Genomic DNA, 12546 nt, shown 5'->3' on the forward strand with positions numbered 1-12546 from the left:
GCGTCGTGCATGCGCTGGCTCGGGCCCGGTGTGGGCCCCGGGGCGCAGCGGTGTCAGGTCAGTACCGTCGGACGGCCTCGGGATGGGCGGCGAGCTCCTCGAGGGTCTCCCGGTGCACCCGCCGCTCCACGATGAAGGACAGGAACGGCACCACGCCGCCACCGGCGATCAGCAGCAGCCGCATCCCGTGCCAGCGCATGAGCGACCACAGCCGGAAGGCGGCCACGAGGTAGACCACGTACAGCCAGCCGTGGGCGATCAGCACGGCGATCGAGATGTTGAATCCGCCGGTGACGGAGTCCTCGGGCTGGAACGAGAGCGAGTTGGGGCTGCCGTCGATCGTGGTGCCGCCGGCGTAGAGCTCCGTGCCGAAGCCGTACTTGAAGATCATCTCGACCACGAGCAGCAGCAGCATGATGCCCGTGATCCACGCGCAGACCTTGTACATGGTCAGGGCGGAGCGGATCTGCTGGTGCGTGCCGGCGAAGCGGCGTGGGGCCTCCCGGCCCGGACGCGGCGGCGGCGCCGGCAGGTCCGCCTCGGTGATGTCCTCGGGGTCGGGCAGGGTGTTCGGGTCCACCGGGGGCTTCTGGTCCGGTCTGGTCACGGCTTCTCCTGGGATTGCGGGGATGGCGGGGATTGCGTCGGGGAGGCTGAGACCCCGTGGAAGCGCTCGTACTCCTCGGTGGCCCGGCGCTTGGCCTCGCGGGCCTCGGCACGGCGGCGCTCGAGCTCGCGGGCGCGCCATTCCTCAGCCCACCGGCGGTCGAGGGCCTCCTCCTCGCGTTCGCGGTTCACGTCGTCGCGGAGGAAGCGCCACCACAGGTACAGCGCGAAACCGGCGAACACCACCCACTCGATGGCGTAGAAGATGTTCATCCAGTTGTAGGTGGTCTCCTGCGGCTGCGGCCCCACGGTCACGGGTTCCAGCTCACCGCCGGCCGCCCTCGCGCCGACCTCCCGGCCGTCGGCGTCCGCACCGGCACCAGGCTCGGCGGGGTCGTCGCCGGAGCCGCCGGCGAGCACGTCGGAGGCCACCACGAACCCGGCGTAAGAGGGCATGTCCCACAGGTTGATCAGCTCGGCCGAGGACAGGTTGGCCAGCACGTAGCCGTGCCCGGTCCGTTCCATCCCCTGCGGCTGCGGTCCCTCGGCGGGCAGCAGGCGTCCCTTGACGGACAGCTTCCCCTCGGGAGCGGGGTCCGTCCGAGCGGGGTCCTCGGTCCAGCCGCGCACCACGGGGATGACCTCGCCGGCCGGGGCGCCGTCCACGGCGAAGGCGGTGACGGCCCAGTAGCCCTCTCGCTCGCCCAGCAGCCGCGGGTGCACGAACACGTCCGTGCCGGGGACGAACCGGCCGGTCATGGTCACCACCTGGTCGGCCTCCGTGCCGAACATGGCGGCACCGGGCCGGAAGTGCGCGGTCAGGGGCACGGGCGTCTCGGTCTGCGTCAGCGGCGGCGGCGCGGAGGCGGCGTTGTCCATCTGCCACTTGCCGAGGAGCACGAAGACACCGGACACCACGAGCGCCAGGATCAGTCCGGCGATCCAGATGGGTCTCAGGGCGGTCTTCAGCACCCGTCAAGACTACGCGGTTTCTCTACCCTCCGTAGAACTCGAGGTGCTCGGCAGCCCGCCCCGGCCCGGGTCGCGCACGGAGCCGCGGGCCGCCTCGACCAGCAGCGCGTGGGCCGCCTCGTCCGTGGCCGCGTCCTGCGTGGCCAGCTGGGCCCGGACCCAGTGCCGGTAGCGGTCGGCCTCGGCGGTGGCCCGCCCGGCGTCCCAGCCGAGCAGCGGGGCCGCGAGCGTGGCGACCGGGCCGGCGGCGGCGGCACCGCCGTCGTCCACCTCGAACACCGCCCGGATCCGCCGGGCCAGCACGTCCTGGACCGAGCGAGCGCCCTCGTGCGTGACCGCGTGCACCACCTCGGCGACGAGGTGGCCGGGCAGCCCCGGCAGCTCGGCGGCCAGCTCCGGATCCGCCACGGCCAGCGCGATCACCTCCGGCGCTCCCGAACCGTAGCGGTGCAGCAGCGACTCCACCACGGCGGGGTGCAGCCCGGAGTCCGTGGCCAGCAGCGTCCGCCGGTTCCACGTGGGCAGCCAGCCCTGGGCCCCCAGCAGCGGCAGGCCGGCGGTGCAGGACTCGGGGACGCCCTGCCCCGAGCCGGTGACGTCCTGTCCGGTCAGCGGCCCGGTGCCCGGTGCCCCGGGGGTGGCGACGGCGGTGTCCACGGCGTCGGCGGCCATGGTGCGGTAGGTGGTGAGCTTGCCGCCGGCCACCACGGTCAGCCCGGGCAGCGGGGTGGCCACCACGTGCTCGCGGGAGATCTTCGTGGTCGCCGTCCCGGATTCCTCGGCCGGGGGCTCCCCGATCGGCTCGGCCTCCCCGGCCGGCGTCACCAGGGGCCGCAGCCCGGCGAAGACCCCGACGACGTCGGCCCGGCTCAGCGGCTCGGCCAGCACCGCGTTGGCCGTGGCCAGCAGGTAGTCGATGTCCTGGCTCGTGGCCGCCGGCTGGTCCGGGCCGAGGTCCCAGGGCGTGTCCGTGGTGCCGATGATCCAGTGCCGGTCCCAGGGGATGACGAACAGCACCGATCTCTCCGTGCGCAGGATTAGCCCGGAGGTGGAGGTGAACCGGTCCCTGGGCACCACCAGGTGGATGCCCTTGGCGGCGGTGACCCGCGGCATGCCCTCGGTGAGGGGGTGCTCGGTGCCGTCCGGGCCGCGCACGGGGATCTGCCCGGTCCAGACGCCGGTGGCGGTGATGACGCGGCGGGCGTGGACGGTGTGGCGCTGGCCCGTCTCCCGGTCCAGGACCTCGACCCCGGTGACACCGGTGATGCCGGGGACGCCGCCGGTCGAGGGTCCGGTGCCGGTTCCGGCGCCGAGGTAGGCCGTCACCTGGACGCGGGAGGCGCAGTGGGCGCCGTGCGTGGCGGCGGTGCGCACCAGCTCGATCACCAGCCTGGCGTCGTCCACCTGCGCGTCGTAGTAGCGGATCGCCCCGGCGTGGCTCTCGGGCCGCAGCCCGGGCGCGATCCGGGACACGGCCGCGCGGCCCAGGTGCCGGTGGACCGGCAGGTGTCCGGTCCGCCCGGCGGCCATGCCGTCATAGAGCGCGAGGCCGGCCCCCACGTAGGGCCGTTCCCAGGCCTTGGCCAGGGGGTAGAGGAAGGGCACGGGCCGGACCAGGTGCGGGGCGATGTCCTCGACCAGCCGGCCCCGCTCGCGCAGGGCCTCGTGGACGAGGGGGAAGTCCAGCATCTCGAGGTAGCGCAGCCCGCCGTGCACCAGCTTCGAGGAGCGTGAGGAGGTGCCCCAGGCGTAGTCGGTGGCCTCGACCAGACCGGTGGACAGCCCCCGGGTGGCCGCGTCCACCGCGGTGCCGGCGCCGACCACTCCCCCGCCGATGACGAGCACGTCCAGCGGGTGCTCGGGAGTGGTGGCCGCCAGGACGGAGAGCGCCCGCGACCGGGACTTCGGCCCCAGGGCCCCTGCCGGCTCCACCGTCCTCGGCATGCTGGCTCAGATCTCGCGGGTCGGGGCCACGAGGACCTCGACCTTCTGGAACTCCTTGACGTCCGAGTAGCCGGAGGTGGCCATGGCGCGCTTCAGGGCACCCATCAGGTTGGAGGTGCCGTTGGTGTGGTGGCTCGGGCCCCAGAGCACCTCCTGCAGGGTGCCGACGGTGCCGACCTCGGTGCGGTCCCCGCGGGGCATGTCCGCATGGGCGGCCTCCCCGCCCCAGTGCCAGCCGCGGCCGGGGGCCTCGGTGGCGCGGGCCAGGGCGGCGCCGAGCATCACCGCGTCGGCGCCCACGGCCAGGGCCTTGACGATGTCCCCGGAGGTGCCCACGCCGCCGTCGGCGATCACGTGCACGTAGCGGCCGCCGGACTCGTCCATGTAGTCCCGCCGTGCCTCGGCGATGTCCGAGATCGCGGTGGCCATCGGCACCCGGATGCCCATGGCCCGCCGGGTGGTGGAGGAGGCGCCGCCGCCGAAGCCGACGAGCACACCGGCGGCACCGGTGCGCATCAGGTGCAGGGCCGGGGTGTACCCGGCCGCGCCGCCCACGATCACGGGGACGTCGAGCTCGTAGATGAACTTCTTCAGGTCCAGCGGCTCGCGGTTCTGGGAGACGTGCTCGGCGGACACCGTGGTGCCGCGGATGACGAACATGTCCACGCCGGCGGCCAGCACGGTCTCGTAGTACTCCTGGGTGTGCTGCGGGGTCAGGGACCCGGCCACCACCACACCGGCCTCACGGATCTGGGCCAGCCGCTCGGTGATGAGCTCGGGCCGGATGGGCTGGGAGTAGATCTCCTGCAGGCGCCGGGTGTTGGACGGCGAGTAGTTGGTCGGCTCGAACGCGGCGATCTCCTCGATCACCGGGGTGGGGTCCTCGTACCGGGTCCACAGCCCCTCGAGGTTCAGCACGCCCATGCCGCCGAGCTTGCCCAGGGCGATCGCGGTGTCCGGGCTCATCACGGAGTCCATGGGGGCGCCGATGACCGGCATCTCGAAGGTGAACGCGTCGATCTGCCACCCGATGGAGACGTCCTCGGGGTCCCTGGTGCGCCGCGTGGGCACCACCGCGATGTCATCCAGTGCGAATGCCTGACGTCCCCGCTTGCCGCGGCCGATCTCGATCTGCTGAGTCACGCTTTCCAGCCTAGTGCAGACCTCGGACCCGCCGCGGACCGCACCGTCCGTCGAGTCAGCCGGCGCCGGGGACCACCGAGGGGGCCAGGCCCGCGTGCCCCGACGGGGCGTTCAGGGCCCCAGCAGGAGCGCCACCACCAGGATCACCGGCAGGGACAGCACCGCGGAGGTGAAGACGATGTCCCGCACCAGCAGGTTGGGCAGCCTGAACTGGCTGGAGAACAGGAAGACGTTCTGGGCGGTCGGCAGCGCGGCCATGGCCACGACGCCGAACAGTTCCATGCCCTGCAGCCCCCAGGCGTGGTGACCCAGGAGCCAGGCCGCGACCGGCATCAGGATCAGCTTGACGAAGGACCCCCACGCGATGTCCGGGACCAGCGCCCGGTCCCGGAACGGACGTCGTGAGGCCAGCGAGAGGCCGAACACGAACAGCAGCAGGGGGATGGAGGCCCGGCCGAGCATGTCCATCGGTGTCCAGATGACCTCGGGAGGGACCCAGTCCACGAGGGCCAGGACGGCGCCGGCGGCGGTGGCGACGGTGACCGGGTTGGCCACGGATCTCAGCACCGTGCGCCCCAGGCGGGGCTGGGAGGATCCGGACTGTCGGGAGCACCAGCCGAAGACGGTGAGGTAGACCGGGGCGATGAGCAGCAGCTGGGTCACCAGCACGGACACGGCCGGCGCGGAACCGCCCACCGCGTAGATCGCGATGGGCAGGCCGATGTTCCCGGCGTTGACGTAGGACGAGGCCATGGCGCCGACGGCGGTCTGGCCGGCGGTGCGCCGGAGCACCAGTCTGCTGCCGAGCGCGTAGCAGCCACCGGCGACGACCGCCGTGACGAGGGCGACGGGGGCATAGACGCCCACCAACGCCCCGAGGTCGATCTCCGCCACCAGCACCACCATGAGCAGCGGGTTGGTGACGTAGTAGATGGCCGGGGTGAGGCCCTGCTGGATGAGAGCCGTGGTGGCCCGTGGAAGCAGCGCGGCGGCCAGCAGCCCGATCCCGGTGATGACCAGGACGATGCTGAAGCCGAGGAGCACTCCTTCCACGGGCGGCGGGTTCCCGGTCCGCGCTAGCGGACGAGGCAGGGTCGCTTGGCGTCGAACTCCCACCCCGGGATCAGGTACTGCATGGACACGGCGTCGTCACGGGCGCCCAGGCCGTGCTCGAGGTACAGCCGGTGCGCCTCGGCCAGGCGTTCGCGGTCCAGTTCGATGCCCAGGCCCGGCGCGTCCGGCACGCGGACCTCGCCGTCGGAGATCCGCAGCGGATCGGTGGTGAGACCCTGGCCGTCCTGCCAGATCCAGTGGGTGTCCAGGGCGGTGATCTCCCCCGGTGCGGCGGCGCCGACGTGGGTGAACATGGCCAGGGAGATGTCGAAGTGGTTGTTCGAGTGCGACCCCCAGGTCAGGCCGAACTCGTGGCACAACTGCGCCACGCGGACGGAGCCGGCCATGGTCCAGAAGTGCGGGTCGGCCAGCGGGATGTCCACGGCATTGGTGCGGATGGCGTGGGCCATCTGCCGCCAGTCGGTGGCGATCATGTTGGTGGCGGTCTGCAGGCCCGTGGCGCGGCGGAACTCGGCCATCACCTCGCGGCCGGAGAACCCGCCCTCGGCACCGCAGGGGTCCTCGGCGTAGGCCACGACGCCCTGCATGCGCCGGCCGAGCCGGATCGCGTCCTGGAGCAGCCAGCCGCCATTGGGGTCCAGCGTGATGCGCGCATCCGGGAAGCGTCCCTTGAGGGCCGTCACCGCGTCCACCTCGAGGTCGCCGGACTGGACGCCGCCCTTGAGCTTGAAGTCCTGGAACCCGTAGCGGGCCTGGGCCGCCTCGGCCAGGCGCACCACGGCGTCCGGGGTCATGGCCTCCTCCCGGCGGATCCGCTCCCAGTCGTCCGCACCGTCCGGTTCCCGCAGGTAGGGCAGGTCGGTGCCGTCCGGATCGCCGATGTAGAACAGGTAACCCAGCATCGGCACGGACTCCCGCTGCTGGCCGTCGCCCAGCAGTTCGGCCACGGGCACGCCGAGGAACTGTCCGTGCAGGTCCAGCAGCGCCGACTCGATCGCGGTGACGGCGTGGACGGTGGTGCGCAGGTCGAAGGTCTGCAGACCGCGCCCGCCGGCGTCCCGGTCGGCGAAGGCGGTGGCGATCCCCCGCAGCAGGCTGCGGTACCGGGCCACCGGCTGGCCGGTGATCCGGAGCCCCGCCTCCTCGACCGTGCCGCGGATCCTCTCCCCGCCGGGCACCTCACCCAGGCCCGTGCGGCCCTCGGAGTCGGTGATGATGACGATGTTGCGGGTGAAGAACGGCCCGTGGGCCCCGGAGAGGTTCAGCAGCATCGAGTCGTGCCCCGCCACGGGCACGACCTCGACGCCGGCGATCGTGGGCTGGCCGGTCATCGCTCACCACCGGTCTCGAGCGTGATCTCGCCGTCGACCCGGCGGTTCAGGTGCCACGGGTTGGCGTCGCGCACCGGCGCCGGCAGCAGCGCCTCGGGCAGGTCCTGGTACGCCACCGGACGGAGGAAACGCTCGATCGCCAGGGTGCCGACCGACGTCGTGCGCGAGTCCGAGGTGGCCGGGAACGGGCCGCCGTGGACCATGGCGTGCCCGACCTCGACGCCGGTGGGCCAGCCGTTGACGAGGATGCGTCCGACCTTGCGCTCCAGTTCCGGGATGAGCGGAGCCGCCGCGGCGTGGTCGGCCTCGGTCAGGTGCAGGGTGGCCGTCAGCTGGCCCTCCAGCGCGCGGGTGGCCGCGACCAGTTCGTCCAGGGAGGAGTAGCGGATGAACAGGGAGGCCGCCCCGAAGATCTCCTCGTGGAGCACCTCGTTGGACCGGAAGGTGTCCACGTCGGTGCCGTAGACTACCGGGGCCGGGGCGTTCTCGGTGGCCCCGTCCCGGCCCTGGCCCACCGCGGCCACGCCCTGCTGGGCAGAGAGGTGCGCGACGCCGTCGGTCCAGGACTTCGCGATCCCGGCGGTGAGCATGGTCTGTCCGTCCCTCTCGGCCACGGCGCGGGACACCGCGGCACTGAAGCGGTCGCCGTCCTCGCCGGCGGGGACGAAGACGAGCCCCGGAGCGGTGCACAACTGGCCGGAGGATCCGGTCAGGGAGGTCACGAAGGCGGCGGCCAACGAGTCCAGGTCCTGCTGGCTGCCGGCGAGCGCCCCGGCGAAGAAGTAGACCGGGTTGATCGAGCTCATCTCGGCGTACACCGGGATCGGCTCCGGACGGGCGGCGGCGGTGGCCATCAGCGCGGTGCCACCGGCGCGGGAACCGGTGAAGCCGATGGCCTTGATCCGCGGGTCCGCGACGAGCGCCTGGCCCACCGAGGAGCCGGGACCGTAGATGAGGGAGAAGACCCCCGGGTGCAGCCCGAGGTCCCGCACGGCCTCGGTGATGGCCCGGCCGACGATCTCCCCGGTGCCGGGGTGGGCGTTGTGTGCCTTGAAGACCACGGGGCAGCCCGCGGCCAGGGCCGAGGCGGTGTCACCCCCGGCGGTGGAGAACGCCAGCGGGAAGTTGCTGGCGCCGAAGACGCCCACCGGCCCCAGGGGGACCTTGCGCTGGCGGATGTCCGCACGCGGCACGGGCGTGCGGTCCGGCTGGGCCGGATCGATGCGGACCCCGTGGTGGTCGCCCTGGCGGACGACGCGGGCGAAGAGCCGGAGCTGGCCGGTGGTGCGGCCGGTCTCCCCCCTCAGCCGGGCCTCGGGCAGCCCGGTCTCGGCCATGGCGCGGGCCACGAGCTCGTCCCGGACGGCCTCGATGTTCTCGGCGATCCGGTCGAGGAAGTCCGCGTGGGTCCCCGGGTCGAGGGTGCTGAAGGAGGCGAAGGCCTCCTCGGCGGCGGCGGTGGCGCGGGCCAGCTGCTCGTTGTCGATGAGCGAGTACGCCGGCTCGAGCCGCTCGTTGGTGGCCGGGTCGTGGCCGTGGGTGGTGCCGCCGTTCCCCGGCAGCGATGCGCCGGCGACGATCGAGTGGCCGGTCAGTGCGGTCTGGGTCAAGGTCATGGTTGCTCCTTCGGGTCGGTCAGGAGGGGTTCAGGCCACCAGCGCCGGGGAGGCCGGGCGCGCCCCGGCCCTCTCGATCAGGGCCGACAGGTCGCTGCGGTCCTGCTCGGAGAGGTCGTGCAGCGGAGGACGGACGACTCCGGCCTGACGGCCGACGGCCTGCAGCCCGGCCTTGACGATGGAGACGCCGAAGCCCTTGCCGCGGTCGCGGATGTCCAGGTAGGGAAGCACGAAACGATTGAGCTTCTCGGTGACGGCCTCCCGGTCCTGGCGGCGCACGTCCCCGTAGAACTCGAGGGCGAACTCGGGGACGAAGTTGAACATCGCCGAGGAGTACGTGCTCATGCCCAGCTGCAGCAGCGGCAGGGCGTAGGTCTCCGCGGTCGGCAGGCCGCCGAGGTAGAACATCCGGTCGCCGTTGCGGGCATAGACCTTGGACAGGTGCTCGATGTCGCCGATGGCGTCCTTGAAGCCGATGAAGTTCTCGTGGCGGCGGGCCAGCTCGGCGACCGTCTCGGCCGAGTAGATGGCGTTGGCGCGGTTGTAGACGATGACGGCCGTTCGGGTGGAGCCGATGACGGCGGAGGCGTGCTCCAGCAGGCCCTGCTGGTCGCATTCGGTCAGGTATGGCGGCAGCAGGAGGATCCCCTCGGCGCCGGCCTCCTCGGAGGACCGGGCCTGGGCGATGGCCTGCTGGGTGGAACCACCGGCGGAGCCGAGCACCGGCACCTCGGGGCGGGAGGACTCGACGGCGGCGCGCACCACCTGGGCGTGCTCCTCATTCGTCAGGGAGAAACCCTCCCCGGTGCCGCCGGCAGCGAACAGGCCCGCGACGTCGTGACCGGACTGCCAGGCCACGTGTTCACGCAGGGCGGCCTCGTCCACGGACAGGTCCTTAGCGAACGGGGTGACCGGGAAAGACAGCAGGCCGTCCTTCAGGCGGGCGGCGAGTTCGAGCGGGGTGTAGTGAGCCATGAAGAGCATCCTCCTGATCAGCAGCGCGGAGACTCCGAGCTGGGGTTGGACGGCGTCCGTGCCGTTCCTCTTCCACGGTAGGAAGGGGAATCATGCCTGTCCAAGGCATTCTTTGCATACTTCAATACCCTTCGGGCATCGAGGTGAGGACACTCCCCCACCGGACCCGAAGGAGAGAACGAGAAAAGGCCCACCCGGTCCCTCGCGCCGGAACGGTCCGTGACGCCGGGGCGGGGTGGGCAGCGTCGTGAGCAGTCAAGGGCCGGCCGCGAACGGCCCCGGTCACCCCCGCCCCTGGAGCGGGTACCCCTGCCACAGCAGCATGTGGCGCCGCGACTCAGCCAGTCCGCCGCCCCTGGGGTCAGCTGACAGGCCCGCCGGTCCGCCACAGGACATCTCCTGCGGGGCGGCCCGGCGGGCCCGGGATCAGCGAAGGGTCAGGTTGTAGGTCCGGGACTCACCGATGTACCAGAGGTCCTCCGTGCCAATGGCATGGTCCCCGTATCGCCAGGGGATCTCGGCAGCCCCGTAACTGCCCGCGGTGAGGACGTGGGTGTACCCGGGCCGGAGCTCGTTGGCAAACGATTCCTGCTTGCCCATCAGGTGACCTACGTTGCGCTTGCTGTACTCCGCGTTGAAATCGACCTCGTGCCCGAGCAGGCCGATCTCGATCATGCGCGGACGCACGTCCTCGAGGTACTTCAGGGTGTTCGCGTGCACGTCCTCACAGACCATTCCGGGTCGGAGGCTATCGATGATGCCCTCCCGCACTGCGGTCGTGAGCAACTCGTACGCTTCCTTCCCGTTCTCGCTGCGCAGCACTGACCTGGCCATGTCCGAGGTCGCGAGGGTCACCCCGTCGACGGTGACCTTGACCCCGGCGTCGAGCTGCACGCACTTCGTCTCCCCGTCGATGGGGAAGTCCACCGGCGGACCGGGGAACAGCATGCGCGATGACGAGTGCAGATTCGTGAAGTACGGTTCGACCGCGAAGGGGATCTCGTGATCGATGCGGAACTGCTGGATATTGCGGAGGTACTCCGCGTAGGCGTCCAGTTCACTGATGGCCAGCCCCGCATCGAGCTGGTCATGGATCCACTGCACCGTCTTCTCGATGGCCGTGACACTCGTGCGCGCGGCGACCACCTGGAAGGCCAGGTCCTCATGGTCTCGCAGGTCGCGCCACGACCCCAGCGTTCGGGAGGCCGACACGAGGGTCGCCCCGTGCCCGACGAGTTCGAGGGCGAGTCCGGTGGTCTCCCACTGTTCCTCGAACGCCAGCCGACCGGTCCCGGCGATGGCAGTGATCGCCTCTGACGCTGATGCGTAGTGCCCCACCGGGACACCGGGCAGATCCGTCACGGTGTCTTCGGCGATGATGACGACTCGCTCGTCACTCGCGGTCCACAGGGCGAAGGCTCCCTGGCGGGCGCGAATACCGGTCAGCTCGGTGAAGTTGGGCGGCGAGGAGATCAGCACCGCCTGAACGCCCAGATCCTCCGAGAGGGTCTTCAGACTGTCGTACCGGGTGTCGAGACTGTGCGTCAGCTCATTCTCCAGGCCGTGCAGCGCAGGCACATGGTCGATGAGTCCCTTGGCCACCCTTACGCCTTCTTCACGCCAGGAGGAGAACGCCTCGAGCACCCTGGACTTGTCGACCGCGTAGGCGACGACCCGTCGCGGTTCTCCATGCCGGGGTACCTCGACGCTCACCTCGCCCGAGATCCCCAGATAGTGGACATAGGGAGCGCGGGCATCGAGCTCCACCGCCCCGCCTCCCGAGAGTTCCCTGACCAGGGCGGGAAGCGAGGGCGCAGCCTCGCTGTCCTCGATGATGCGGGCGTCGATCGTGACCCACGGTTCGTAGAAGCGCACCTGCTCCGGGCTGACGCCCGCGGAGAACACGTTGCCCTGCTCCTGCTGGCGCACGAGGAGCACGTCCCGCCCATCCTGCTCGGCGATCAGGGGGATCACGAAACGATGCGAGTCAAGGCGGATCGCGGTGAACAACATGCTCTCGAGGGGGTGGAACCCGTAACGATCGGCGACGGCTTGCGGGTCACAGACAATGCGCAACATCAAACTCTCTCCTAAAGACTGTTACTGGGACAAGAAATCGGCGGGTCAGCTGATGGCGCCGGAGACGCCGATGAGGGACTCGACCTGGGCCACGTACCGGGCGAAGTCATCGGAGTACCGGTGCTCCTTCGTCCTGAGCCGGGGGAGATCTACCTTGATGTCGGCGATGATCCGGCCTGGACGGTCCCCCACCACGACGACGCGGTCCCCCAGCCACACGGCCTCCGGGATACTGTGCGTCACGAAGAGCACGCTCCGCTTCGTCTCCTGCCAGATGCGCTGGAGCTCGATGTTCATCGAATCGCGCGTCATGGCATCAAGGGCGCCAAAGGGCTCGTCCATGAGCAGGATCTCGGGATGGGACACGAGCGCCCGGCAGATGGCCACGCGCTGCTGCATGCCGCCACTCAACTCGTACGAGTACTTCTTGGCCTTGCCCCCCAGGCCGACGAGGTCCAGGAGTTCCAGCCCATACTCCCGACTCTGCCGGGTCGCCCTCTTCCGGAATTCCATCGGCAGCATGACGTTGTCGAGGTTGTTCCTCCAGGGCAGGAGCACAGGGCTCTGGAAGACCATGGCGATGTCGTGCAGCGCCTCGTTGACGTCCCGGCCCCGGACCTGCACCTCACCGGCGGTGTTCTTGACGAGCCCTGAGATGATCTTCAACAGCGTGGTCTTTCCGCTGCCCGACTGTCCCACGATCGAGACGAACTCTCCGGATGCAACGTCGAAGTTGCACCCCTGGAGGACCTGGTTCTCGAGTCCGTCGCGGGACCTGTAGGTCATCCCGACGTCCCGCACACTGA

General features: G+C 70.9%; 10 protein-coding genes. All 10 read right to left on the reverse strand.

What is annotated here, in order from left to right:
- Positions 1-58: 58 nt before the first annotated feature.
- Positions 59-607 (reverse strand): DUF3817 domain-containing protein, encoded by a 549-nt coding sequence (locus tag GGQ69_RS08960; protein ID WP_183527318.1) that lies wholly within the window; start codon positions 605-607, stop codon positions 59-61.
- Positions 604-1578 carry an SURF1 family protein gene (locus GGQ69_RS08965; protein WP_183527320.1) on the reverse strand — a complete coding sequence of 325 codons (975 nt, stop codon included), beginning with the start codon at positions 1576-1578 and terminating at the stop codon, positions 604-606. The genes GGQ69_RS08960 and GGQ69_RS08965 overlap by 4 nt, the downstream gene beginning before the upstream one ends.
- A gap of 9 nt (positions 1579-1587) precedes the next feature.
- Positions 1588-3522 (reverse strand): glycerol-3-phosphate dehydrogenase/oxidase, encoded by a 1935-nt coding sequence (locus GGQ69_RS08970; protein WP_221243373.1) that lies wholly within the window; start codon positions 3520-3522, stop codon positions 1588-1590.
- Between the two features lie 6 nt (positions 3523-3528).
- Positions 3529-4665: a GuaB3 family IMP dehydrogenase-related protein gene (locus tag GGQ69_RS08975; protein ID WP_183527324.1), complete on the reverse strand. Its 1137-nt coding sequence runs from the start codon at positions 4663-4665 to the stop codon at positions 3529-3531.
- A gap of 111 nt (positions 4666-4776) precedes the next feature.
- Complete coding sequence (locus GGQ69_RS08980; RefSeq protein ID WP_183527326.1) at positions 4777-5718, reverse strand: AEC family transporter; 942 nt, start codon at positions 5716-5718, stop codon at positions 4777-4779.
- A 23-nt stretch (positions 5719-5741) separates the two neighbouring features.
- The gene (locus GGQ69_RS08985; RefSeq protein WP_183527328.1) at positions 5742-7070 is read right to left on the reverse strand and encodes an enolase C-terminal domain-like protein; all 1329 of its coding nucleotides are present in this window, start codon (positions 7068-7070) and stop codon (positions 5742-5744) included.
- Positions 7067-8686, reverse strand: a complete 1620-nt coding sequence (locus GGQ69_RS08990) for an aldehyde dehydrogenase (NADP(+)) (RefSeq protein WP_183527330.1) — start codon at positions 8684-8686, stop codon at positions 7067-7069. Before GGQ69_RS08990 ends, GGQ69_RS08985 begins: the two co-directional genes overlap by 4 nt.
- 30 nt (positions 8687-8716) lie before the next feature.
- A complete protein-coding gene (gene kdgD / locus GGQ69_RS08995; protein ID WP_183527332.1) occupies positions 8717-9661 on the reverse strand; it encodes a 5-dehydro-4-deoxyglucarate dehydratase in 945 nt (314 codons plus the stop codon).
- A 426-nt stretch (positions 9662-10087) separates the two neighbouring features.
- Complete coding sequence (locus tag GGQ69_RS09000) at positions 10088-11740, reverse strand: M24 family metallopeptidase (protein ID WP_183527334.1); 1653 nt, start codon at positions 11738-11740, stop codon at positions 10088-10090.
- 45 nt (positions 11741-11785) lie between these two features.
- Positions 11786-12526: an ABC transporter ATP-binding protein gene (locus GGQ69_RS09005; RefSeq protein ID WP_255459461.1), complete on the reverse strand. Its 741-nt coding sequence runs from the start codon at positions 12524-12526 to the stop codon at positions 11786-11788.
- Positions 12527-12546: the final 20 nt, after the last annotated feature.

This window comes from Micrococcus sp. TA1 (assembly GCF_014199555.1).
Lineage (GTDB): Bacteria > Actinomycetota > Actinomycetes > Actinomycetales > Micrococcaceae > Citricoccus.